This window comes from Malacoplasma muris, assembly GCF_046774425.1.
Taxonomy (GTDB): domain Bacteria; phylum Bacillota_I; class Bacilli_A; order Mycoplasmatales; family Mycoplasmoidaceae; genus Malacoplasma; species Malacoplasma muris.
This window is the reverse complement of record NZ_CP177248.1, coordinates 77,320-103,967: the sequence shown is the minus strand read 5'-3', so window position 1 is coordinate 103,967 and position 26,648 is coordinate 77,320. Positions and strand designations below refer to the sequence as shown.

22 protein-coding genes are annotated in these 26,648 nt (G+C 26.1%); 1 reads left to right on the top strand and 21 read right to left on the bottom strand.

What is annotated here, in order from left to right; all coding sequences use genetic code 4:
• Nucleotides 1-86: 86 nt before the first annotated feature.
• The 8 genes from ACLFO7_RS00420 to ACLFO7_RS00385 all read right to left on the bottom strand — a co-directional run bounded on the left by ACLFO7_RS00420 (nucleotide 87) and on the right by ACLFO7_RS00385 (nucleotide 10,566).
• A complete protein-coding gene (locus ACLFO7_RS00420) occupies nucleotides 87-1,235 on the bottom strand; it encodes an ABC transporter permease (protein ID WP_412032378.1) in 1,149 nt (382 codons plus the stop codon).
• A gap of 7 nt (nucleotides 1,236-1,242) precedes the next feature.
• Nucleotides 1,243-2,493 carry an ABC transporter permease gene (locus ACLFO7_RS00415; RefSeq protein WP_412032377.1) on the bottom strand — a complete coding sequence of 417 codons (1,251 nt, stop codon included), beginning with the start codon at nucleotides 2,491-2,493 and terminating at the stop codon, nucleotides 1,243-1,245.
• 323 nt (nucleotides 2,494-2,816) lie between these two features.
• The gene (locus ACLFO7_RS00410) at nucleotides 2,817-5,231 is read right to left on the bottom strand and encodes an MG321/MPN456 family lipoprotein (protein ID WP_412032376.1); all 2,415 of its coding nucleotides are present in this window, start codon (nucleotides 5,229-5,231) and stop codon (nucleotides 2,817-2,819) included.
• Between the two features lie 346 nt (nucleotides 5,232-5,577).
• The gene (locus ACLFO7_RS00405; protein ID WP_412032375.1) at nucleotides 5,578-7,992 is read right to left on the bottom strand and encodes an MG321/MPN456 family lipoprotein; all 2,415 of its coding nucleotides are present in this window, start codon (nucleotides 7,990-7,992) and stop codon (nucleotides 5,578-5,580) included.
• Between the two features lie 289 nt (nucleotides 7,993-8,281).
• Nucleotides 8,282-9,259 (bottom strand): IS30 family transposase, encoded by a 978-nt coding sequence (locus ACLFO7_RS00400; RefSeq protein WP_412032374.1) that lies wholly within the window; start codon nucleotides 9,257-9,259, stop codon nucleotides 8,282-8,284.
• Nucleotides 9,260-9,431: 172 nt separating this feature from the next.
• Entirely contained in the window at nucleotides 9,432-9,701 is a 270-nt protein-coding gene (locus ACLFO7_RS00395; RefSeq protein WP_412032373.1) for a hypothetical protein, read from the bottom strand.
• Between the two features lie 154 nt (nucleotides 9,702-9,855).
• On the bottom strand, nucleotides 9,856-10,209 hold the full coding sequence (locus tag ACLFO7_RS00390; protein WP_412032372.1) for a holo-ACP synthase: 354 nt from the start codon (nucleotides 10,207-10,209) through the stop codon (nucleotides 9,856-9,858).
• Between the two features lie 6 nt (nucleotides 10,210-10,215).
• Nucleotides 10,216-10,566 (bottom strand): DivIVA domain-containing protein, encoded by a 351-nt coding sequence (locus tag ACLFO7_RS00385; RefSeq protein ID WP_412032371.1) that lies wholly within the window; start codon nucleotides 10,564-10,566, stop codon nucleotides 10,216-10,218.
• Nucleotides 10,567-10,629: 63 nt separating this feature from the next.
• Here ACLFO7_RS00385 and rnhC point away from each other — a divergent pair, with 63 nt between their 5' ends.
• Nucleotides 10,630-11,502: a ribonuclease HIII gene (gene rnhC, locus ACLFO7_RS00380; RefSeq protein ID WP_412032370.1), complete on the top strand. Its 873-nt coding sequence runs from the start codon at nucleotides 10,630-10,632 to the stop codon at nucleotides 11,500-11,502.
• A gap of 15 nt (nucleotides 11,503-11,517) precedes the next feature.
• Here rnhC and ACLFO7_RS00375 read toward each other — a convergent pair whose 3' ends face one another.
• The 13 genes from ACLFO7_RS00375 to ACLFO7_RS00315 form a co-directional block, all read right to left on the bottom strand.
• Nucleotides 11,518-12,552 carry a hypothetical protein gene (locus ACLFO7_RS00375; RefSeq protein ID WP_412032369.1) on the bottom strand — a complete coding sequence of 345 codons (1,035 nt, stop codon included), beginning with the start codon at nucleotides 12,550-12,552 and terminating at the stop codon, nucleotides 11,518-11,520.
• A gap of 170 nt (nucleotides 12,553-12,722) precedes the next feature.
• Nucleotides 12,723-13,907, bottom strand: a complete 1,185-nt coding sequence (tuf, locus tag ACLFO7_RS00370; protein ID WP_412032368.1) for an elongation factor Tu — start codon at nucleotides 13,905-13,907, stop codon at nucleotides 12,723-12,725.
• A gap of 73 nt (nucleotides 13,908-13,980) precedes the next feature.
• The gene (gene fusA / locus ACLFO7_RS00365) at nucleotides 13,981-16,053 is read right to left on the bottom strand and encodes an elongation factor G (RefSeq protein WP_412032367.1); all 2,073 of its coding nucleotides are present in this window, start codon (nucleotides 16,051-16,053) and stop codon (nucleotides 13,981-13,983) included.
• Nucleotides 16,054-16,073: 20 nt separating this feature from the next.
• On the bottom strand, nucleotides 16,074-16,541 hold the full coding sequence (rpsG, locus tag ACLFO7_RS00360) for a 30S ribosomal protein S7 (RefSeq protein WP_412032366.1): 468 nt from the start codon (nucleotides 16,539-16,541) through the stop codon (nucleotides 16,074-16,076).
• A gap of 14 nt (nucleotides 16,542-16,555) precedes the next feature.
• A complete protein-coding gene (gene rpsL / locus ACLFO7_RS00355; RefSeq protein WP_412032365.1) occupies nucleotides 16,556-16,984 on the bottom strand; it encodes a 30S ribosomal protein S12 in 429 nt (142 codons plus the stop codon).
• A 184-nt stretch (nucleotides 16,985-17,168) separates the two neighbouring features.
• Nucleotides 17,169-19,724 carry a DEAD/DEAH box helicase family protein gene (locus ACLFO7_RS00350; protein ID WP_412032364.1) on the bottom strand — a complete coding sequence of 852 codons (2,556 nt, stop codon included), beginning with the start codon at nucleotides 19,722-19,724 and terminating at the stop codon, nucleotides 17,169-17,171.
• A gap of 3 nt (nucleotides 19,725-19,727) precedes the next feature.
• On the bottom strand, nucleotides 19,728-21,320 hold the full coding sequence (locus ACLFO7_RS00345) for an Eco57I restriction-modification methylase domain-containing protein (RefSeq protein ID WP_412032363.1): 1,593 nt from the start codon (nucleotides 21,318-21,320) through the stop codon (nucleotides 19,728-19,730).
• The gene (locus ACLFO7_RS00340) at nucleotides 21,313-21,951 is read right to left on the bottom strand and encodes a hypothetical protein (protein ID WP_412032362.1); all 639 of its coding nucleotides are present in this window, start codon (nucleotides 21,949-21,951) and stop codon (nucleotides 21,313-21,315) included. Before ACLFO7_RS00340 ends, ACLFO7_RS00345 begins: the two co-directional genes overlap by 8 nt.
• Before the next feature lie 188 nt (nucleotides 21,952-22,139).
• Nucleotides 22,140-22,637, bottom strand: coding sequence for a YbaK/EbsC family protein (locus ACLFO7_RS00335; protein ID WP_412032361.1), 498 nt, complete (start codon nucleotides 22,635-22,637; stop codon nucleotides 22,140-22,142).
• A 10-nt stretch (nucleotides 22,638-22,647) separates the two neighbouring features.
• A complete protein-coding gene (truA, locus tag ACLFO7_RS00330; protein ID WP_412032360.1) occupies nucleotides 22,648-23,376 on the bottom strand; it encodes a tRNA pseudouridine(38-40) synthase TruA in 729 nt (242 codons plus the stop codon).
• A gap of 2 nt (nucleotides 23,377-23,378) precedes the next feature.
• Nucleotides 23,379-24,581 carry an energy-coupling factor transporter transmembrane component T family protein gene (locus ACLFO7_RS00325; protein WP_412032359.1) on the bottom strand — a complete coding sequence of 401 codons (1,203 nt, stop codon included), beginning with the start codon at nucleotides 24,579-24,581 and terminating at the stop codon, nucleotides 23,379-23,381.
• Between the two features lie 2 nt (nucleotides 24,582-24,583).
• On the bottom strand, nucleotides 24,584-25,732 hold the full coding sequence (locus ACLFO7_RS00320) for an ATP-binding cassette domain-containing protein (RefSeq protein ID WP_412032358.1): 1,149 nt from the start codon (nucleotides 25,730-25,732) through the stop codon (nucleotides 24,584-24,586).
• Nucleotides 25,720-26,601: an energy-coupling factor transporter ATPase gene (locus ACLFO7_RS00315; protein WP_412032357.1), complete on the bottom strand. Its 882-nt coding sequence runs from the start codon at nucleotides 26,599-26,601 to the stop codon at nucleotides 25,720-25,722. Before ACLFO7_RS00315 ends, ACLFO7_RS00320 begins: the two co-directional genes overlap by 13 nt.
• Between the last annotated feature and the right edge of the window lie 47 nt (nucleotides 26,602-26,648).

The window sequence follows — 26,648 nt, the reverse complement described above, 5'->3', positions numbered from 1 at the left end:
ATAATTATTAATATTGTAAAAATATTTATCACCTAAAAAATTTAAAAATTTATTATTTTTTTTATCAGTTCTATTCATCATAAAACCTACTTTCTTGCATCTACTCTTGGATCAACTGCATCATTAAGTGCATTTGCTACAATTTGAGCAGATAAAGTTAGACCTACTAAAATAAGTGCAGGTAAAAGTAAAGGTGCAATATACTCTGTGATACTATTACCATCATTAATTGCAGTTCCTAATCCTAATTCTGTTGAATCTTTTAAACCAAGATAAACAAGTGTTGATTCAAAGAAAATAACTGATGGAATGATATGAACAAATCTTACTAATAATCTTCCTGATATGTTAGGTAACATATGAACAAATATAATTCTTGCTTGTGAGCCACCTAGTGTTCTAACAGCTTGAACATATTCAGCATCTTTTGATTTCATTATATACATTCTAGTAAGTGATGCTGGTCCCATTCACATAATTGATATTAAAGCAGTAAACAGTGCTTGTAAATTAAGTGATGAACCATCTGTTGAAAATATTATACCTAGCAATAACAATCATAATATAGTTGGTATTCCAGAAAGTATTTCAATTATTCTCATTAAAATAGTATCAGGTCATCTACCAGCAAATGCACCAGATATTGAACCATATACTGCTCCAATTATAATTGAAACCAAGGCAACACCAACTGCTACCAATAATGAATTTCCAGCAGCAACTCATGTTTTTGTTCATATATCAATTCCTCTAGCATCTGTACCAAATAAAGGATATACATCTTTTAACTCATTTAATGCATAAGGATTAATAATTAATCTATGTTGTGGACCAAATCTTCCAAGGTATTCAATTATAAAACCAGGTGTATCTTTTATTTTCTCATATTCAGTATTATTTAATAATTTTTCATAGTATCCATTTATAACTCCACCTGGTCATCTTGGCCTTAAATTAAAAGCTCAACTAATTGAAGAAACAGCAGTATCTACTTTATATTTTGATGTTAATGGAACAATTATTATAAATAAAACAATAATAATAAACAAAGCAAGGAAAATCATAGCTCAAGGATTTTTAATAAATCTTTTTACTACATCTTTTAAATAAGTAGATGGTTTACCAACTATTTGATCTAATCTTGTGTCGCCAAAAGATTTAGCAAATTTAAACTTTGAAGTATCTATATGTTCTAATCCATGATTTACATCAATAGATTTTTTTGAAGATGTCATACTATAATTACTCCTTTCCTTTACTATCTAAATTTATATTAGAAGATTTAATATATTGAACTTTATATTTAGAACCCATATAAATAAAATATTTATTATTTTTATCTAAAGATAATGCTTGAACTATCTGATCATTTAGGGTTATTGTTTTTTTTCTATAATTTATTAAATCTTTAGAAGTTATTTCTTTATGTAGTTGTGAATTATATTCAACTTCAAATACATTATTTTTGATTCACTTATTTAAATTATTAATTTCATTTTTTCTATAAATGTAATTATTTATAATTACAAATATACTTATTGAGTTTGAACTTGCTAATTTAATACGTGGATCAATAAATGTATATGATATATCAGCTAATATTTCTAAAAGGAAATAAATACCTGATATTACCAAAGCGTTATACATTAATAAATATATTTCTTTCTTTTGAACAGCTTCTACAAGTTTTTGTGCAATCCCAGGAACTTGAAAGAAATTTTCAATAATAATTGAACCACCAATAACAATTAAAAATGTTGGTGTACAAATTGAAACTATTGGAACTAAACAATTTCTAAGTCCATGTTTAAAAATAACAGTATTATATGAAACTCCTTTTGCAAGAGCAGTTTTTATATAATCTTGACTTAAAACATCAACCATTTCATTTCTTGTATAATAAACTAATGGTGGAGCAATTGAAATAGCTAAAGAACTAATTGGCAATATTGAAGTTTGAAACATAGTTGCCACATCAAAACTTGCTGAATCAATAGCTGGAAAAGATATTTTTCAACCAGATTCAGTAGCTCATCTTGAAAAAAATGATGCTAAAACAAATGATGGTATTGATATAAACAACACAGAAATAATATTGATAAATGTGTCTTGTCATTTACCTCTATATATTGCTGCAATTATTCCCAATGTAACACCAACAACTACACCAATAACAAACGATATACCAGCAATAATAATTGTATATGGCATAACTTTTGCATATGCTTCTGGTATTGTTGTACTTGGCATACTAAAGTATTGCCCAAATTTACCTTCTCCAAGCCATTGTCTTCAGAATCTACCATACTGAACAAAAACATTATCTAGCAAACCATACCCTTCAAGTCTTTTATAAAAATCCTCCATGGATTCTTGGTTTCCCTTAATAATTGGTCATGTTGGTAACAATTGTGCTAAAAAGAAAATAAGTGTAATCAATATAAAAAGTGCTAAGATAGAAAACCCTATTCTTTTTAAAACATAGTTAAACATATTAAACCTTTCTTTATCAAATATAATTTTAGGAAATAAAAAAGAGGAGTATGCAAACCCCCCTTTAAATCAAATCAATAGTTTAATGAATTAATAATTATAATATGAAGTCTGCTACTAAAAATTATATATGTTTACATTATTAAACATATAAGATTGTTTGATAATCATGTTTTTAGTACATCAGCATTTAATCATAATTTATCCCCTAGGAATATTATAAAATATTTTTGTTATATATAAAAATTTTTTTAAATCTAAATTAAATAAAAAAATACCAATTTCTTTAGAAAGAATAATTGGTATTTTTTTGTTATAGTTTACTAATTATTTTGAACAAAATCTCTATAATTAATATCACCATTTTGATTTAAAATTACTTGATATTTTGGATCAACTAATTTAAAACCGTGATAATTTAGTGAAGTTTGATACATTGGCAAAATTGGATATTGACTATCTATTCAATTTAATAAATTAATTCCATTTGAAGTAGATTGACCAGCTCAAATTGATATTTCATTTGAAAGACTTGGTTTAATAGTTTTATAAGTATCCTTTTCTTCAAAAGCTGCTACACCTTTACTTTGCAAATAATTTGCAAGACTAACTGCTCAATTTGAATTGTTAATAGGTTGATGTTCTAAAGCAGCATCTAATACAGCATGTAATGGTTTTCATAAATTAGTTGTATGATAAGCTTGAGATAAACTATCATATCCTTTTTCTTGACCAACATTAGGTTGAAGAGTGTCAACTGGAGAATTATTCTTAAATTCATATTCAAAGTATAATCCAATTCATGTTCCAAGACCATTATAATCAGGCCCTCATAACATATCTCCCATTGGAACAGATTTGTTATAATAAACATTATCAACAGTTGAAGCTGCATTAAAATCCATATAAGTAAATGTTACAGCTTGATTTGTAAGAACTTCAATTTGTTTGCCAACTTCTGTAAAATATGCAGTATCTTTTGGATCTTTTGATTGAGATAATGTTCAATATGTTAATTTTAATGGAGTTTCTTTTTTGTAACCCATTGCAGTTAAAGCTGTTGTTAACTCTTGTTTTTCAGTATCATTTGCTAGAATATAAGCATCAGAATCTTTCATTTGATTATATTTTCCACCAATTATACCTTTAGGTTGTATTGTAGACACACTAGTATCAGTAGAATCTGTTGATTCAGCATCTACACTTAGTGTTGCGCCATCACCAATTGCTTTATAGTAGTCAATATTAGTGCTTGCATCTTTTTGCACTGAATATACACCATATGGGATTGATGATAAAGAAAAATCTTTAGTACCAACATCGTATTTTACTTCAGCTAATTTTGCTCAATTTATGTATTCATTAAGACCCTTTCTTATTTTAAGAGCATTATCATCATGAAAATTTTTAACAAATTTTTCATAACTTGAATCTACTAGTTTTGAATCTTTAAGTTGCCCTTTTTCATTAAAAATTCCAAGATTATATCCAATAAATCTTCCTTGTGAAGTTTTTGGAGCAGGAATGCTAATTAATGATGCGCTTCCTTTATATTTTTTGCCAGCATCACTAGCTTGTGCTTGAGGCACAGGAGCATATGAAACTTCACCAGAGCCAAATAGATTATATATTGTTTCTGGAGTGGTTCCTTGTTTATATCTTTTAATTATCTTATGTATTTTTTTAGTTACATCTAATTTATTCATATCATATGTTGATTTCATAGAATCAAAATATGATTGATTAATACTAAATGTAACATCTTGCTCAGAACTTGCAGAAATATAATAAGGTCCTATTGATCAAACATCAACACCTTTTTCTTGACCGCCACCATATACTTTTGTTCAATCAGTACCCTTTTTATCAATAATTTTATCAGTTCCACTTGTTGTGAATTTCACAACATTAGATGTATCAGGTGTTTCTTGTGTTGCTGCAGCATCTGGATGTGAATATGGAATAGGATAGAAATATTGTTTAGTTAATATATCTAAAAAATAAGGAGTTTTTGTAGTATCACTAATTACATATGTGAATTTACCGCCTGTTTCAGTTGAATTGTTAGTTTTCAATTTAATAGTTTCTTCATAATTAATTCCAGCAAGATCCATAAAATACCCATTCGAATTCAATTTATAATCAGATGAATTCTTATAACCTTTTATAGAGTATAAGAAATCTCTTGGAACTAATGATTGTTTAGGTTGTCCACTAGTATCAACTCACTTGAAGTCTTTATTTAAAGTAAATTCAACTTTAGTAGCATTTGCCATTTTTTTACCAAACTCTTCTGTATTTATACTATAAGTACCATTACGATTTACAAATGCAGTTGTATCTGATAAATTAGAAGGGTCAATAGTATGCAATACTGTATCTTGACCATTACTGTCTTTACCATAAATTACAATTTTACTTGCAGCTTCTAATACAAGTCTTGATTCAGGTTTTGATGCCCAATCATTAGTTGCATCATCATATACATAATCTCCTTCAGTAACATAAGTAACAAGAGCACCAAATACACTTTGAAATTCAGTTGTACTAGGAGCATCAGTATAAGAAGAGCCAAGTTGTGTAGAACTATTAGCAAAAACATTATTTCATGATGCAATAACAAATCCTTTATTAGCAGTAGAACAACTTGCTAATATAGCAGCTGTTGGGACAGTAACTGCTAAAGCAGCACCAGCTAGAGTTAAATATTTTAAAGTTTTCTTTTTATTGAATTTCATTTTTAGTCCTTTCATAAAACAGGAAGTAAATTAAGTAATACATAAAATAAAAAATTATTACTATATACCTAGTAATAATTTTTAAGAAATCATTTTATTTATAAAATTAACATTTTTAATTATTACTAGCAATTTTTTTATTTGTTTTTACTAATAATAATTATCTTTATATATCAAGTAAAAACACCTATCCAATTCTTTTATTATTAAAGATTTGCATAGAAATGTATTTAATTGATGTATAAATTTTCTTATTCATATTTATCTTCCTTAATATTAATTAAACCATAATAATTAAAATATGCACAATTTTTATTAATTAATCTCTCTATTACATAAATATAAATTAATATTTTAAAACAAAATCTCTATAATTTATATCACCATTTAAATTTAAAATTACTTGATATTTTGGATCAACTAATTTATAACCAACATATGTTAAACTTGGTTGATACATAGGAATAATTGGTGATTGACTATCAATTCAATCAATTAAATTAATACCATTTGATTGATTAATACTAGCTCAAATAGATATTTCTGTATCTAAATTTGATTTAATATCCTTGTAAGTGTTATTTGCTTCAAATAATGCTGCACCAGTATTAGTTAAATGATTTTTCAAACTAATTAATCAACTGTTGGAATTTTGTTGATTTTGCTTTATTCCATTATTCTTTATAGTTTCATAAAGTGGTTTTCATAAATTTGTAATATGATATGCTGGAACTAATGTATCTTGTGAAACTTCTACATTACTTAATTTATTAGCTAAATCTTTTGGAGTTCCATCCTCATTATAAGCATAAGCAAAATATATTCCAATTCATGTGCCTATCCCATTATAATCAGGCCCTCATAACATATCAGCCATTGGAACACTCTTGTTATAATAAACATTATTTACAGTACTACTAGCATCATAACTTTTATAAGTAAATTGAATTGCTCCATCACTCAATTCACTAATAACACTATTTACTTCTTTAAAATAAGATGTATCACTTGCATTATTTGCTTGAACAAGAGTTCAATATGGCAGTTTTAATGGATTATCTTTTGTATATCCTTCTGTTGTTAAAAGGTTTTGAAAATCAATAACTGATTGATTGTCAGCAATAATTTTTCTTGATTGATTCATCATTGGTAAATATTTATTTCCAATTATTCCCTGTGGAATCAATTCAGTACCACTATTTGGTGATGCTGAATTATTGTCTATTGTTAGTGCTAATGATTTACCAATTGCTTGATAATAATCAACTGGAGCAGCAGAATTATCATTTGTTTTTACTGGAAAAACTCCATAAGGGATAGATGATAATGAAAAATCTTTGGTTCCAGTTCCATATTTTATTTCAGCTAAAAATGCTCAATTAATATATTCATTAATTCCTTTTCTTATTTTTCTACTATTTTCTGTATGAAAATTCTTAACAAATTTTTCATATTGAGTCCCTATTAAATTAGTATCTTTTATTTGCCCATTTGCATCATATATACCAAGATTGTATCCAATAAATCTTCCTTGAGAAGTTTTAGGAGCTGGTATTGCTATCAATGAATTAGTATTAATATATCTTGATACAGCTTGAGAATCACGTTCTTGAGGAACAGGGGCATATGAAACTTCTCTTGATCCAAACTTATCATATATTGAAATAGCATTTCCTGCTTTGTATCTTTTAATTACCTTAGGTATTTTTTTAGTTACATCTAATTTATTCATGTCATACATTAATCTCATTGCATTAAAATAATTAATGTTAATATCAAATATAACATCTTGCTCAGAACTTGCAGAAATATAATAAGGTCCTATTGATCAAACATCAACATCTTTCTCTTGACCACCACCATATACTTTTGTTCAATCAGTATTATTTTTATCAATTATTTGTTTGCTATCACTTGTAGTAATAAATTTAATTACATTTGAATTATCTGGAGTTTCAATAGTAGCTGTTGCTTTAGGATGCGAATGTGGTATTGGAAAGAAATATTGTTTTGTTAATATGTCTAAAAGATATGGAGCTTTTGTCTTTCCAATAAAATATGTAAAAGTACTTCCAGGTTCTACAGATTCATTTTCTTTATGAGCAATAGTTTTATCATAATCAATTCCTGCAAGACCTAAAAAATAACCATTTGAATTTAAACCATAATCTGAAGATGTTTTATAACCTTTTAAAGAATATCAAAAGTCTAATGGAACTAATGATTGTTTTGGTTGACCATTAGTATCTACTCACTTAAAATCCTTATTAAGTGTGAATTCTACTTTTGTTGCATTTATCATTGCTTCACCAAATTTATCTAAATTTATACTATAAGCACCATTTTCTACTATAAATGCATCTTTATTTGTTAAATCACTTGAATCAATTGTTAAAAGAACTTTTTCTGCACCAGTTCCATTTTCTTGACCATATACAATAATTTTACTTGCAGCTTCCATTACTAGTCTTGCAATAGGTTGATTTGATAATTCGCCTTTATCATTATATTCATAATCACCTTCATTAACATATGTTACTAATGCACCATATACACTTCTAAATTCTGTAGTGGATGGCGAATCAACAAATGAAGCTCCAAGTTGAACTACACTATTTGTAAAAACATCATTAGATGTTGCTATTGTAAAATTACTACTAGTGTTTCCACAACTTGTTAATACAATAATTGATGGCACAATAAAACTAGTTGCTACACCAAATAATGTGAAATATTTTAATATTTTATTATTTCGTTTCATATTAATTTCCCCACACAAAAATATAAGAAATAGTGAAATGTTAAATTTAATTAATTGCATATAATTTTACAAAAATAAAACATTCTATTACTTAAGACTACCAATTTGAATTAATCTCTTGGAAAATAATTATACAACAATATTAATTTTTTTAAATTTATAATACTTAAATAAAAAGAAAAATAGACATTAGTAAAACTAATATCTATTCCCTGAATGAAATATGAAGTGCAACATCATAATAGCACAACTTATAACTCATAGCCAATAAAATGGTTATGAGTTTTTATTACCTTTCTATATAATGTTTATTTATTTCATAACTTGATTTAAAACCAAACATTTTTCTTGGCATGAGGTTTATCCTATTTTGTAGTCTAACTACATCATCATCTGTTAATAAATCAAAGTCTGTTCCTTTTTTATAAAATCTTCTAATAATACCATTAGCATTTTCATTGCTTCCTCTTTGAAATGAAGCATATGGTTCACAATAATAAATTTTGCAATTTAATCAATAGGCAAGGATTCCTATTTTATTAAACTCAATTCCATTATCTATTGTGATTGTTTTTACTTCTAAATTATTTTCTTCAACCAATTTTTTAATTGTTGAATTTATTGTAAAAGAATTTTTATTTTTGACTTTAATAATATATGTCATTCTTGTAACTCTTTCTACTAGAGTTAGCAAATTGCTATATCCAGCTTTTCTTTTTCCAATGATTAAATCTGCTTCAAAATGTCCATATTCTTCTCTTTTTTCTATTTTGGAAGGTCTAGCTCAAAAAGGAAATACATATTTTTCATCAAATTTAGAAAACATACCTTTATGTCTTTTTCTACCTTTTACATATCCTTTTCTAAGTCTATCTGACCTTTTTAATTTTCATCTATTGGATTTTATTCAATTAAAAAACCTGTCTAGAACTTGGTGTTTTGACACAAGGATAATTTTTTTTTTAATATAATGACAAGTTGCTTCAACTCCATGATCTATTTTTCTAAATTTATCTAAAAATAGATCTGTAAAACTTTTGTATCTATCAAGATAAAAAGCATGAGAATTTCATTTTCTATTTAAATATTTTTTATGAGCATTATTAGAATTATATATTCCACAAGATTCATTTCTTTTTAATTCTCTTGATATTGTAGATCTATGTCTATTCAATTCTTTTGCAATTGAGTTTAAAGATCTTTTTTCTTGATAGAACATAAATTCAATTATTGCTCTTTCTTTTTCTGATAAATGGTTGTATAACATAGTGGGTGTGTCTCTGTTGTGGAAAACTAAGGCACCTTTTTTCTTTTGTCCTATTTTATGTAAACAAAAAAATGAAGTGCACATATATTTTACAATATGTGTTGCACTTCATATTTCAATCGAGCAATAGACATTAGTAAAACTAATATCTATTTTAAAAAATATTTATAATCTAAAACATTTGTATTTTTTCAGCAACAATTTTTATAATCATATTATCATTTTTAATTCTTCCTTTAAAACCAATTAAATTTCCTTTATTAAGTGAATTTAATTCACTTTTAAAAATCTTGTTATTTATTTCAATTGGAATTAATTCATAGCATTCTTCATTTAACTCTCCATACATAAAAGGTTTATCTACTTTTAAATAAAGATTTGAATTAATATTATCAATTTTATCAATATTATCTACAATGCCTATCATTGCTATTAAGTTCATAAATTACCTCCTAAAATAATAGCAACAATATTTTAAAAATCTATCTCTAAACTTTATTTCTATTTTTATTTTAAAAAAAATGCAAAAATTTATTTTAATTAATAATAAAAAATTTATTTTTTAAATATCTATATAAAATATTTGAAAAATAAATTTAATTTTTAATGCAATTTTTATTAATTAATTTAAAAATAGATATTGCTACTGTGTGGTTATCTGTATGAGATATGGAAATTGAAATATCATTAACATTAGAACAATATGGAATTCTATTTTCATTATATAATATCTCAATATTAACCACATTTATTCTTACTATATTATGTAATGATTTATAAACAGCCTCTTTAGCAGCTCATCTTCCAGCTAAATATTTTGGTTTATAAGAATCATCAATTAATAAATATTCTTTATACTCATTTTCAGTTAACATTCGTTTAACTGCAAGTGAACTTAAAGATAAAAATTTATAATTATCAACAACATCAATACCTATTTGATAATTCATATATTTTTATTCCTTTTTATCATTTTTTAAATCAGCAATTTCTCTTCTAAGATCACTAATTTGATTAATCATTCTTTGACTCTGATAACCATCATCCACATATTTTTTAATTTCAGAATTTAAAACAGCTATAGATTGTTTTGATTTATCTATTTTTGACTCTAAATTTTCTATTTTTTTATCTTTTTCTTGAATAATCTTTTGATATTCTAATTCTTTTTGATATTGTTTAGAAATAAATGTTCTGATTTTATCAAAAAACATATCTACTTCAAGAGGGTCATAACCAATACTATAATTTTTAGAAAATTTCTTATTTAAAATTTCATCTAATGTTTTTTTGTAATTATTTTTCATAACAAATAACTTCTCACTTTATAATATTATATATTAATTTTGATAGTGGTTGGAACTAACAATATGTTTACAAAAAAGTATACATCTAAAGATATTTATTTACTAAACAAATACTTAAATAAATTTAAAAAAGAGGTCAATAATAATTCAATTGATTATATTTTTAAAACTAAAAACTATACAATTACTATCTATAAAAATAAAACACTTTTAATACAAGGAAAAATGTATGAAAACATTTTAAAAATGATTGATAGTCAAGATGAACATGTTAGTGTTAACAACAATATAAAAATATCTAAAAATATAATAGGCTCGGATGAGGTTGGCACTGGAGACACATTTGGAGGTATAATTGTTTGTGCTTGTTATATTAATGAAAAGGATTTAAACTTAATTAAAACTTTTGGAATAACTGACTCCAAAAAATTAGATAATAAAAGCATAATAGAATTATTTAATAAGATTCAAAATATCATAGAATATGAAGTTATTAATCTTTCACCTCAAGAATATAATGATTTATATCAAAAGTATAAAAATTTGAACATAATAAAAACTTTTGGCCATTATTATGCGACTAAAAATTTAATTAATAGATTAAAATTTAATGATTTTACATGCATCATAGATCAATTTACACCTATTAATAAATATAAAGATTACTTAAAACAAATTAATGAATCACCAAATGGAAAAGAAATAACTGAAGTTAAAGCTGAATCAAAATACATACAAGTTGCAACTGCTTCAATTGTTGCTAGATATTTTTTTATAAAGCAATTAAATGCTTTATCACAAAAAGCAAAATTTAATATTCCTTTTGGATCATCAACTAATTTAATAAGAACTACTATAAAAAAAATAAATGAAAATAAATTGAGCATATATGAGTTTGCAAAAACTCACTTTAAAGAAATAAAAAACAACACTTAAAAATGTTGTTTTTTATTATTGAGTAGTTGTTTTTTTATTAATAGGTGGTAAAAAACTTATTAAACCTATTGAATTAGGAAGATGAAGTTTTGGTATTGTATTATCATTTTCAGTTATTCATCATGTTTGATATGTTTGTTTATTTATTGATGCACCTGGAGTATTACCAGCAATTGTTTGATGTGCTATATTATAAATTTTATAATTGTTTGCTGCATTTGTATCAGTACTATCAATTTGTTGATTAGTATAAGTTGAGTAAATACCAGTTGCATTTACAGAATCAGTTTTAGTACCAGTATTAATAACTTGAAAATTATTAAAATTATTAGATGGAGTTGTTCTTAATTCTCATGAATAAACTATGTCTTTACTTCCTGATAATGAGCTTACATCCATTTTGTAATCAATTCTGTCATTATTTGAAGCTGAACGAGTATATTTCATAGAATAGTTATCATATGTAACAACATCATTTACAATTGATAAAGGTTGCTTATTAATATTTATTCCACTTGTAGAAAAACTTGTAATATTTGTTTTGTTTTCATCAGAAAAAGAATAAGTCAAAGTAGCCAATAATGGATCTACACCATTTGTATAATACTCATTCATTTTTACACTATATGTGTAAGAATTATTTTCTTCTTTTACTTCAATTTTACAAATTAAAGGAGAGCTTGGTGTTTTAGTAAGTTCTAATAATTTAACTGGATCTTTTAATTGTGTTCAAGTTGTTTCATTAATTCCAAGTGCTGTTTGATCAGGTGTTGTAAAATAATATAAAGAGTAGTTAGCACTATCAAGACCCTCAACTAAAATTTTTGTTGGATAATTAAGATTAACTCAGTCAGAAATTGACATTTTATTTATATTTAATGATCCATCTCCCAAATATTTTGTAAGACCTTGATAACGCGAAACATTTGCATCTCCTCTAGGCATTCTATTTGATGCATCAATAATTGCTCATGATCCTATAGCAAAACCTGCTAAAACAACAAATGATGCTAAAGAAACCCCAATAATTTTCTGTCTAGATTTATACATAAATTTGGCCACCTTTTATATAAATAATCTTTATAAATTATAAGATAAATAAATATCAAAATAAAGTGTAGCACAAAAAATAATGTCTATAAATGTATAAAAAATAAAAAAAATCTATACTGCATTTTAACAATATAGATTTTAAATTAAATTAACTTTCTAGCTTATTATTAAGCAAGAATTTTAGTTACAGTACCAGCACCTACAGTTCTTCCACCTTCACGAATTGAGAACTTTGATCCATCTTCAATAGCAATTGGTGAAATTAATTCAACTGTAATTGTTGTGTTATCACCAGGCATAATCATTTCAACACCTTTTTCAAGTTCAATAGCACCTGTAACATCTGTAGTTCTGAAATAGAATTGTGGTCTATATCCATTTAAAATAGGAGTATGTCTTCCACCTTCTTCTTTCTTAAGAGCATATATTTGAGCAGTAAATTTCTTATGAGGTTTAATTGAACCAGGTTTAGCTAAAACTTGTCCTCTAACTACACCATCTCTATCAATACCTCTTAGTAATAAACCAGCATTATCACCAGCTCTTACTTCATCAAGAGATTTTCTGAACATTTCCATACCAGTAACAACTGCTTTTTTAGTATCTTTAATACCAACAATTTCAACTTCATCGTTTAATTTTAAAGTACCTCTTTCAACTCTACCAGTAACAACTGTACCACGACCTGTAATTGTCATAACATCTTCTACAGCTAATAAGAAAGGTTTGTCAGTTTCTCTAGCAGGAGCTGGAATGTAAGTATCAACTGCATTCATTAACTCATCAATTTTTGCTTCTCAATCAGCTTTTCCTTCAAGAGCTTGTAAAGCACTACCTCTAATAACTGGTGTGTTATCACCATCAAATCCATAAGAAGAAAGTAATTCTCTAACTTCCATTTCAACAAGGTCTTGCATATCTTTATCAGCCATCATATCACATTTGTTTAAGAAAACTACAATTTTAGGAACACCAACTTGTCTAGCAAGTAAAATGTGTTCTCTTGTTTGAGGCATTGGTCCATCAGTTGCAGCAACAACTAGAATAGCACCATCCATTTGAGCAGCACCTGTAATCATGTTTTTAACATAGTCAGCATGTCCAGGACAATCTACGTGTGCATAGTGTCTTTTAGCAGTTTCATATTCAACGTGAGCAGTATTTATAGTAATACCTCTTGCTTTTTCTTCAGGCGCTTTATCAATTTCATCATATTTCATTGCTTTAGCACCACCTTTTTTTGCAAGGTAAGTACACAATGCTGCTGTTAATGTTGTTTTACCATGGTCAATATGTCCAATTGTACCAATGTTAACGTGTTCTTTTGATCTATCAAATTTTGCTTTTGCCATAATTTTTCTCCTTATATATTAGCAATAAAATTTTTAGCATAATTAATTATATATTATTTGTTAAATTTAAATATTATTTTTTTGCTCTAGAAGCAACAACTTCTTCAGTAATTGATTTTGGAGCTTTATCATAGTGACTAAATTGCATTACATAGTTACCACGACCTTGAGTGAATGATCTTAAATCAGTTGCATATCCAAACATTTCTTTCAATGGTACTTTAGCTTTAATCACTTGAGTATTACCTCTTTGTTCTGTACCTTCAATGCTTCCACGTCTAGATGATACATCACCCATTGTATCTCCAAAATATTGTTCAGGAACTGTAATTTCTACAGCCATAATTGGTTCTAACAGAACTAACCCTGCTTTTTTTGCAGCATCTTTTAAAGCCATTGATGCTGCAATTTTATAAGCCATTTCTGATGAGTCAACATCATGATATGACCCATCATATACTGTAGCTTTAATATCTATCATAGGGAACCCACTTAAAGGTCCTGACTTCATAGCTTCTTCAAGACCAGCTTTTATTGGTTTGATATATTCTTTAGGAATTTTTCCACCAACAATCTTGTCAACAAATTCAAAACCTTTTTCAGGATTTGGTTCAAATTTAATAAGAGCATGTCCATATTGTCCACGACCACCAGATTGTTTAATATATTTACCTTCAGCATCTGCTTCTTTAGTAAATGTTTCTCTATAAGAAACTTGTGGAGCACCAACATTTACATCAACTTTAAATTCACGTTTTAATCTATCAACAATAATTTCAAGGTGTAATTCTCCCATACCTGAAATAATTGTTTGATTTGTTTCTTCATCAGTATATGTTCTAAATGTTGGGTCTTCTTCTGCTAACTTACTCAAAGCAATTCCCATCTTTTCTTGATCAGCTTTAGTTTTTGGTTCAACAGCTAATGAAATTACAGGTTCTGCAAAGTTCATTGATTCTAGTATAATTGGTGAATTTTCAGCACATAATGTATTACCTGTAGTTGTATCTTTTAATCCAACCACTGCACAGATATCACCAGCTCTTATTTCATCAATTTCATCTCTATTATTTGAATGCATTTTAACTAAACGTGAAACTCTTTCTTTAACATCTTTTGTTGCATTTATTACATATGAACCTTTTGTTAATACACCAGAATAAACTCTAATAAAAGTTAATCTACCCACAAATGGATCAGTTGCAACTTTAAATGCAAGAGCTGAAAATGGTTCATCATCTTTATTGTGTCTTTCAACCTCTTCACCATTTGGTAACATACCTTTAATTGGAGGAACATCAATCGGTGAAGGTAAATAATCTACAATTGCATCTAATAAAAATTTAACACCTTTATTTTTAAAAGAAGTACCACAAATAATTGGGAAAAAATTTGCAGACATAACACCTTTTCTTATACATGATTTAATTTCTTCAACAGTTAGTTCATTACCATTTAAATATTTTTCCATAATAGAATCATCAAAATTAACAATATCTTCTATCATAGTTGTTCTATATTCTTTTGCTTTATTAACTAAATCTGCAGGAATATCAATCTCTTTATAATTTTCTTCAGGTTTTCCATCATATTGGTAAGCCTTTAAAGTAACTAAATCAATAACTCCATTGAAATTGCTTTCAGATCCAATTGGAAATTGAATTGCAGTAGCATTAGCTCCAAGTCTTGTTTTTAATGAGTCTACACACATTTCAAAATCAGCACCAGTTTTATCCATTTTATTTACATAAACAATTCTTGGCACACTATATTTTGTAGCTTGTCTTCAAACAGTTTCAGTTTGAGGTTCAACACCATTTTGTGCGTCTAAAACTGCAACAGCACCATCTAATACTCTTAAAGATCTTTCAACTTCAACTGTAAAATCAACGTGACCTGGTGTGTCAATTAAATTAAGTTCATAACCTTTTCATGTAACATATGTAGCAGCTGATGTAATAGTAATACCACGTTCTTTTTCTTGCTCCATTCAGTCCATAGTAGCACCACCATCATGAACTTCACCAATTTTGTGAGTTCTACCTGCATGGAACAAAATTCTTTCAGAAGTAGTAGTTTTACCAGCATCAATATGTGCCATAATACCAAAATTTCTAAATTGTGACAATTCTTTCTTTCTCGCCATACTAATAAACTCCTATAATATTAAAATCTCAAGTGAGCAAAGGCTTTATTTGCTTCTGCCATTTTATGAGTATCTTCTTTTTTCTTGAATGCTGCACCAGTTCCTTTTGATGCATCAATTATTTCATTAGCTAATTTTTCAACCATTGATTTCTCATTTCTATTTCTAGTTGACAAAATCAATCATCTTAATCCAAGTGTTTGTCTTCTTTCCTTGCTAACAGGAGTTGGAACTTGGAAGTTAGCACCAGCAACTCTTCTAACTCTCAACTCAAGAGAAGGCATAATATTGTTTAAAGCTCTTTTAAAAACTTCAATACCTTCTTCCTTTGTTTTTTCTTCTATTAGCTTAAAAGCATCATAAACAATATTTTGTGCTAAACCTTTTTTACCATCTAACATTACTGCATTAATTGCTTTTGTTACAAGTTTTGAGTTATAAACAGGATCTGGTAAAACATTTCTTTTTTCAGCTTGATTCTTTCTCATATTTTACAGTCTCCTTATTTTTTATCAGCACCAGCTTTTGGTTTCTTAGCACCATAACCTGATCTTTCTTGTCTTCTCTTATCAACACCTGATGTGTCTAAAGTTCCTCTAATAATGTGATATCTAACCCCTGGTAAGTCTCTAACTCTACCACCTTTGATTAGAACAACACTATGTTCTTGTAAATTGTGGCCTTCACCTGGAATATAAGCTAATACTTCATACCCATTAGTTAATCTAACCTTTGCATATTTTCTTAAAGCTGAGTTAGGTTTCTTAGGTGTCATGGTACCTACCCGTGCACAAACCCCTCTTTTAAATGGAGCAGGATTATGATTTCTTCTCTTCTTTAATGAGTTATATGAATATAACAATGCAGGAGATTTAGATTTCTTAACTTTGTTTTCTCTATCATGTCTAATTAATTGCGCTATTGTAGGCATAATTTCTCCTTAGTGTTTTAACAACTTATCCAAGTGTATCAAACAAATGGATAAAAAAAATAAACTCAAAAAGTATTATACTATATAAAGTTAATTTATAAAAAATATTCTTATTTTTTATATACTAATATAAAAGTGTAAAAAATAAGAATAATATTGTATTTGCTATTTATATAATAAAAAATTATGTTTTTTTTACATTCTCATTAAAGAAGAAAAGTTTTTTATGTTCTTTTTTATGAATGATTGTATCTCATCCACCAACAAATTCAGAGTTATTTTTTTCTATTCCAGTATATGATAAAGATGAATCTTCATATCTTTTAAATTTATATATTGCATCATTCATAAGGTTCGAATTAAAAACTCCTAAAGAACACAATAATTCAAAATCTTTTATATTTAAACCTGTCACACTCTTAAATAAATCTGGTTCTAATTGTGTAATTACATCTTTTAAGCATCTTTCTCTATAATCTGTTAAATACATAAAGACAGGAATTCTTGTTGCAAACTTAATTAATTTTTCTTGAATTTGTTTTCTTTTAGATTTATATTCTTTTTCCTCTGTAGTTAATTCTTTTTTTTGTTTATCTGACAATTGTTGATTTTCTTTTTTTATCTTTTTTATTTGCTCAGACTTATTAATTATTGTTTCTATATCTTGATTTAAAGCTCTAAAACCTTCAATACTCATTAATGCATTTAATGCATCTTTATTCCCTAATATCTTTGATAAAGTACCATTATCAACATTAACTAGTAATGCAGATTCTCATCTTCTTGCTAAAAGTGTTGCAGATGTTCCTGATGTAGTCATATCCAATACTTCTTGTGCATTTATTTCAGTCATTGAAGATCCATCATATGCTAGTACTGGCAAAAACTGAATAAACTCATTTACTTTTTTTTCAGGATTGCTTCCATCAGTTGTTAAACTACATGCATAATCAGATATTTGTTTTAATGCTCTATCTAATGCAAAATCAAATATAAAACATTCATGTTTAATAATTTCATATTCTTTTGTATCTGATTTTATTATTCAAGGTGATTGTGCTCTAAAAGCTGCCTGAAAATATGTTTCTGGAGATTTTAAGTTTCTTAACATAAATACACCAGTTCATGGTTTTATTGTTACACCTGTTGTTAATTTCCCACAAGTTAATGTTATTGTTTTAGTGTCCAATCATGATTTGTTATCTTTTACCATTGATTCTTTAACAGGTTTTAATGCATCTAATCCAACACCTGCTTTTTTACCAGCACACAAATTTATATGATATTGATGATAAAAAGAATTATGTCGTTCCATTAATAAATTATACATAGCTTCACATGAAGCAATATCAGGAAGATATCATAATGTATGTGTTAAAATATTCAATAGTCTAGTGTCACTATATGGCATTGGTGGCTTTTTATCTTTGCCCAATTTTAGATCATCAATATTTGATGGTAAATGTGCACCTCTAATTAAATCAAGTCATTTTTGAACTTCATTTTCATAAATAAATCTTGCTGATTCTCCATTTCCTGTTGCTTTAAAAAAAATATTTAAATCAAATTCATTAAATTCTGTATTAATGGCAATATTTTTTATAGAATCTGGCAATTGATATGTCATTAAAATCATTTTAGGTAATGAGAGATATGGATTATCTTTCCCAATAAATTCCTTCTTTGCTTTTTGCTCATCTGAATATGTCCAAGCATAAATTTGTTCTTCAATAAATTCACCACTATTAATTGCTCTAAATGGAGTTCCAGATAAATATAAATATCTTTTTGTAACTATTGGTAAATAACTTTCATTATATGCATTATTTGCTTCATTTGCCTTATATCTTTCAATATCAAAATCAAAATCATCTTCATCATCATAACTAGAAAATAATTTTTTTGCATTATCTCTCCATGCTCCATAATGATATTCATCAAAAATAACTAAATCTCATTCCTCTTTATGAATGAACTCATTCTTAGCTTTTATTCCGCCATTTTCATTTTTACCTAATATGTTTTGAAAAGAGCCAAAAACAACAATTGGTTTATCTCTATCACATTCATAAAATTCATAATCAATAGTATGTTTATTTTTTCTAGCACTAAAATCAGAGACAAATTGTCATCCATCAAAATCGATATGTGACATAAGATCATCTTTTCAAGATGATTCAACTACAGGTTTAAAAGTTAATATTAATATTTTTTTGCATTCTAGTCTTTTTGCTAATTGATATGAAGTAAAAGTTTTTCCAAATCTCATTTTGCAGTTTCACAAAAACTTTCCAGGCTGATTTTCTGTTTTTGCTATTTTATTAAAATAGTTTACTGTTTTTTCAACAGCTTTTTCTTGTTCTGGTCTCATTTTAAAATAATTTATTCTATCAACATCATCTACTTTAATGCCAAGTTTTATTTCATTAATTGCATTTTTAACTGCATTCACATCACATTTAAATCATTCAGTTTTATTGATTCTCTCATATTTCTTTTCTAAAATAGAATGTACATCATGATCACTAAAAGAAGTTCCATCATTTTTAATGGCAGACACCACTAATTCAGTTATATATTCCACATGTAATTGATTTATTTGTTCTTTTATTCTCTCATCAACATTTTTTCTTGTAGTGTAACCAACTTTTAAGTATCCTTTTCTATCTTGAACTGTTGGCAAAGAATATGCATATATTTGTGGATTGCAGTTAGGTTTTTCAATAAAATATTTACTCATATTTTATTCCTCCCTCATTTCACTAATATGTGACTCAATGAATTCAATTTCTTGTTTATCTAAACCATACTTTTTATATAATTGTTTGTCTATTTCTGAAATACTTTTTGATCAATCAATATCACTATTATTTTTAAAATTTTGTATTGGAACATATTCATATGTTGATTTGGATGTATTTTGTGTTTGTTTTTTAATTCCAACTAAAGCACGGAAAAACTTTGTATATATATATATATATATATATATATTGCGTGCCTCTATTCAATTATCAAAAGAACCTATTTCTAAAAATGTTTCTGTGCATATTTCATTTGGAGTGCTAAGAATTGGAGTGCTAAGAATTGGAGTGCTAGCAGCTTCACCAATTTCGCCACAACCATATGCCTTTGCAATTAATACCTTATATTTATTAATATTATCACTTTGAGTGATATTGGCATTTTTATTTGCATATTTCTTTACTCTTTTTAAATCCTGAAGTCCCCAAATTGCAATTTTATTATCTTCTTGAACATCACTAATAGAATATTTTTTTATATTTGAACTATCATTTAAAAAATTACTAGATACTCCATAAGATTTTCTTGAAAAAATTATATTCATCAATGAATCCTGATTTTTATTTTTTCAAACTTTATTCTTAATAGAAATTAATTGTTCATCCCTAATGTAAATATCATCGTCACCATCTTTTAAATAACGAATAGATTCTTGTTGTCCATCTACTGTGTGTCTAAATATATGACATTTCCCAGGATTATGTTCATCTCTCAAAAAATAACAAACACCTCCTTTAATTGTTACACCAGAAAAACATTCTTCTGAATTTGAAAAATCGTGCAGTACTCTTATATGTTTATCATTTATCATTTCTTTTCTAAAATCATCTAATCCTTTACCACCTGTCATTCACCTAGATGGAATTATCATTGAAATGTATCTAGGTTTTAATTTCTTGGCAATTTTAATAAATAAATTATAAATAGGTTTTGCAGATGATCCCATTCCACCACCATCATTTAGCTGATATGGAGGATTTGATATAATTACATCAAATTTCATATTAAAAATATCCTCTTCATTTTTTCTGTGTATAAATTCATAAGCATGTGTTTCTAAGTCAGCGTCTCTGTTTAATTCATCATAACTTGCCCCACAACAAATACATTTATTATTGACTCAACTATGCAAAACTTTCTTATATCTAATATTCCCATTTTTATCATTAAATCTAGTAATTGAAAAATTGCTATTAGCTTCTTTACTGCAATAAACACTTCTTCTTGATAATAATCCTGTGAGTTCTGTTATTGCAATTCCAAAAATTTGATTTTTAAAAATATGATCAATTCTTTTTTGTTCATCAGGAATCTTATCTTTTAAACCATCAATCAAACGTTTTGCAATTTCTCTTAAAAAAACTCCAGTTTTTGTAGCAGGATCTAAAAAAGTAGTGCTAGGATCCTTAAATAATTCTTGCGGTAATAAGTCTAGCATCTTATTAACTACATTTGGTGGTGTAAAAACTTCATCATTTGATAAATTTGCTAAACACGTTAATACATCAGGATTATATTTATTGATATTATTCATAATCTTTTATTTTCCTATAATGAGTTATATATTTTTTTAATAATGTTGATTGGTTATGTTGATTAAATAGATTATTATTTGCATTTAGTAAATTTTCAAATATATAATCACTTCTTTGAAGATTAGAACCTATTATAAAACTTCATTCGCTAAATATAATTGGTTCATTTGTTTCCTTACCATTTTCATCTATAGTATTAAAAGTCAATGCATTACCACATATTATATTTTTTCTTAATATAAATTTAATTGAATCTTTAATCTCATTTGATATATTAGATTTTGATATTTTTAAATATTCATTTTCTCATGTTTTATATAGCCTATTTATGCAATTAATAATATTGTCTCTTAGCAAATCAATACCATATAAACTAGAAACAGCTAAAAGAGACATTTTTTCATAATCAGATATAGATTTTTTATACTTATTTTTTACAATAATTAATTTTCTAATCAATATTTCATTTAAAAAATTACCATCACCACACGCTGGTTCTAGGAATCTAGAATCAATTCTTTGAGTTTCATTGTTAACTAAATCACACATTGCTTTTACTTCCTTTTCATTTGTAAAAACTTCGCCATGATTTGAGACTCTTTCCTTAGATTTAATCTGCACATTTCTCATTAATCAAAACCCTTAAATTGCAATTAATATTAAATATTTATTATTTCTATGTTAAATATTAACTTCATTTTTAAATTTTAGCGTTCAAATTTTATATTTTCATGACTAATTCTCAATTATTTATCTCAATTTAGCAATAAAAAATTCTTTTCATTAACCATAAAAATTATTAATGAAAAGAAATTGATTTAATTTGGTTTATCAACAAATGAACCTTTGTCAAAATCTAAAAACTTTACTTGATTATTCTGAGTTTCATATACTTTAATAATGTCTTTTGTTATCATTTCATAACTTTCTGTTGGAATTCCAGCAGAACAAATGTATTTATCATGATCAAAAATTGAAATATCAATTATGTATGTAACATCATCAGGATATGGAAAAGATGGAGCACTTCCTACTACATATCCTGTTTTAGCATTTAATTCATCAGGTGAAGTTATACTAATTTTTTCTTCCAATAATTCTTTAAAAAAAATTCTATCAAATCTTGTTCCTTCTTTTGTAACTAATAAATAGTATTTATTAGATTTAGAAACTAAAAAAAGATTTTTGCTTTCCATTCCAGTTAAATTATTCTCTTGATCAATTTTTTTAGCTATTTCATAATTTATGATGGGTTCATGAATTACATGTTTATACTCAATTTTTAAGTCATTTAATATTTCTAAAGTCTTTGTCATATTTTCCCTACTAATAAATTGTTTTATACAAATATAATCCACATCCTGGCGCCTTATCAATTGATGATCCTTTTTTAGGGTTTTTCAATAAATTAATAATTTCTTGATGTGAAATATTATCTTCATTATAATTCAAAATACATGCAATTATCATTCTTACCATATTTCGCAAAAATCCATTACCTTTAATTTTAAAAAAAACATAATTGTTTTTTTTACTCACTGTAAAAGATTCTATTTTTCTTATTGTATTTTCAACTTCTGTTGTACTAAAAGATAGAAAATTATTTTCACCAATAAATAATTTCATTGCTTTTTTAATTTTTGATAAATTTATATCTTTATTATATTGATATACATGATTTCTTTCAAAAAGATTGTATTTTCCAACATTTATTTTGTATAAATACACTTTAGAAATAATTGAAAATCGTGAATGAAACTTATCACCAACAATTTGTATGGAATTAATTCTGATATCTTTTTCCAATTTTAAATTACATATTTTTTTTATAGAAGCAACTGGAATATTTGACTCTACTTTAAAATTAAAACATTGATCAATTGCATGAACATATTTATCTGTTCTTCCTGATGCAAAAATATTTATTTCTTTTTGAAATATATTAGATAAAGTTAATTCAATTTCATTTTGAATAGTTTTTACATTATCATTCTGTTTTGCTCAACCTGAATAGTTTGTGCCATTATAACTAACCTTTACTTTATAATTTGGCATTATTAACGTCCAAACATTGTTGTAGCTTCTAAAAGTCCAAGTGGTGATATATATGCAATTTTACCACTCCCTATAACTGTTATTAATGCTATTACAACACCAAGAAAAATACCTAATAGCAAATACACAAATCAGTCTAACATGGTTATTTTATAATCTCTATATCTTGTTCTTGTATATCTTGGATTATATCCTCTTGCTTCCATTGCATTTGCAAGTTCATCTGCTTTTTTAAATGCAATTGAAAATAAAGGCACAATAAATGAAGTTAAAGAAAGTAATTTATCTTTTAAATTACCATTTTTAAAATCTAATCCTCTAGAAGCTTGTGCTTTCATAATTCTTTCAGATTCATCTAACAATGATGGTATAAATCTAATTCCTAATGCGATTGTTGTAGATCAAACAGTTACTGGCAATCTAAATATTCTTAATGGATTTAAAATATCTTCAAGTGCATATGTTAATTCAACTGAAGAAGTAGTTGCAGTTAAAATTGTAACAATTAGTATCATTAAAAATATTTTTAATGATACAGAAAGCATTAACATTATTGAAAATGATGATAATGAATATCAAGTTGATTTGTAAACATAAATATAACTTACATTATCCTTAATATAAGAATAGCCAGCCTTTTTAATTGCTGTAGTTATTGCTTGTAATATTTTATCTTTATCGTTAGATGATATTACATCAGCATTCAATTTATGAAAACCACTTCCATTAATATTAAACATTGCTTCCGATAATAATTTTGTTTGACCTTCATATTCATATGAAAGACCAATAGATGATAAATCAACCTCATGAGAACCTCACATATAACCTTGTAAAAAAATAGCTCCATTGCTATCTTGAATAAAGTGTTTTGGGCCTGCTAGTGTCAATGTAGATTGAGGAATCAAAAAATTGATTTTATTTTGCAAATTAAATACTACACCTGGACCCTTATAAGTTAGCCAATTGACAGCAAATAATATAACCATCATAACAATGATTGAAATCAAAATATTAATAAATTTTTTAATTGGCAACTTAGCTAGAAAATATATTATTAAAAGAATTGCTAATATTATTAATTGTGTAAAAAAACCATAAGGAATAAAAATTAGAATTATAAAAAGTATTGATGTCAAAAATTTTATTGAAGGATTCATCCTATGAATAATTGAATTTCTATAAACATACCCATTATAATTCATAGTTATTTCCCCTTTTTTATTTTTGTAATTGCTGCTGATAGTTCTTCAATAGTTCTTGGTTTTAACTCATATAATTTTTTATATTTTTTATCTTTACTTACTAGTCTATTTATTATATCAATAATTTTAGGCACTTCCATTTTAGTTTCAGTTAATAATTTTGGATTCAAAAAAACATCATAAGGATCGCCACTTAAAAATGGCTTACCATCTTTTAAAACAATAACATTATCTCCTATTTGCAAAACATGATCCATTGTATGTGTAATAACAACAATTGTTTGTCCCTTATTTTTAGCTCTTAAAATTGTTTCCATCATTTCTTGCTCACCCATAGGATCCAATCCAGCTGTAGGTTCATCAAATATAAGAATATTTGGTTCTATAGCTAAAATTCCAGCAATAGCAACTCTTCTTTTTTGCCCTCCAGATAAGCCAAATGGATTTCTTTCCAAATATGATTCATCTAATCCCATCTCTTCAAGATATTTTAATGAATCATCATATGATATATCATCAGTTGTTTTATAATTTATGCTTATATTTGTTGAATAACTTTTTTTATTATAAATAATCTTTATTTTTGTTAATTTTGTTTTTTTATTATATTTAATTTTTAAATTTAAATCATCAAGAAATTTATCAAAATCGTTTATATTAAAATAATGAATTATTTTATTTTTAAATTCATGTTCATTCTTAATATATTCTTTTATAATTTCTAAATTATATTTTTCAGCTTTAATTTTAGGTATTCCTAAAACTTTTGGACCAAAAGAAATGTCTTTTAAAATTGTATCTTTAAATAATTGATATTCTGGGAATTGAAAAACCATACTAACAATTCTTCTTAATTTTTTAGGATTTTTTATTTTTCTTTTATTTCCTAAAATTAAAAAATTATTAATGTTTAAATCACCCTTTTTACTTTTTATTAAACCATTAAAATGATAGACTAAAGTTGATTTACCAGATCCTGAATTGCCAATAATAAAATGAATCTTATTTTTTTCAAAAGATAAATCAACACCATTTAATGCATTTACTTGATTTTCTTGACCTTCATTAAAAACACAATGCAAATTATTTATTAAAACAATGTCATTATTTTTTAATTCTAAATCTTTATTAATAGGATTTACTTTTTGCATATTTGCTCCACTAAATTATCAATATCAATTGTTAAGTTTTTTATTGTATTTGTTTCTTTTAGCATTTTAGATAATTTTAAAGCAAATGGAAAATCTAATGCCATATTTTGTAATTTTTTTTCATCAACAAAAACTTCACTTGGCTTTCCAATTAATTTCACTTGACCTTTTTCTAAAATTATTACTTTATCAGCATTTAAAACTTCATCCATATCATGAGTAATAGAGATTATTGTTTTTTTTGCTTCATTTCTTAATTTTAAAATCATATCTTTCAATTCTTTTTTTCCTCTAGGATCTAACATTGAAGTAGATTCATCAAAAATCATAATTTTTGGATTTGTTGCTAAAACAGATGCTATAGCAACACGTTGTTTTTGACCACCAGATAGTGCAAGTGAATCCTTTTTTAGTAAATCTTGAATTTCAATAATTGAAGCAACATTATCAATGATTTCTTTCATAGCATTAGGATCTATTTTTTTATTTTCTAATCCAAATGCTATATCATCTTCAGTTGTTAATCCAATAAATTGACTATCAGGATTTTGAAAAATAATACCTACATTATTTCTTAAATACTTTACTGTTTCATAAGTTATTGGAACACCAAAAATTTCTATATCTCCACTAATTGGTTGTAAAAGCCCAACTAATATTTTTGATATTGTAGATTTTCCACTACCATTGTGTCCTATTACACAAACATATTCATTTTCATATATCTTAAAACTCACATCATTCAAAGTTTTTGTGCAATCATCATAACTAAAATTAATGTTTCTTAACTCAACAGCAATGGTTTTTGACTTAGACACATTTTTACTACTTTCTGTTTTAACTATTTCAGTTTTTTTTGATCTACCCATGATAACCTCGTTAAGAAGTATTTTATATAAATCTATTTTTAATATAT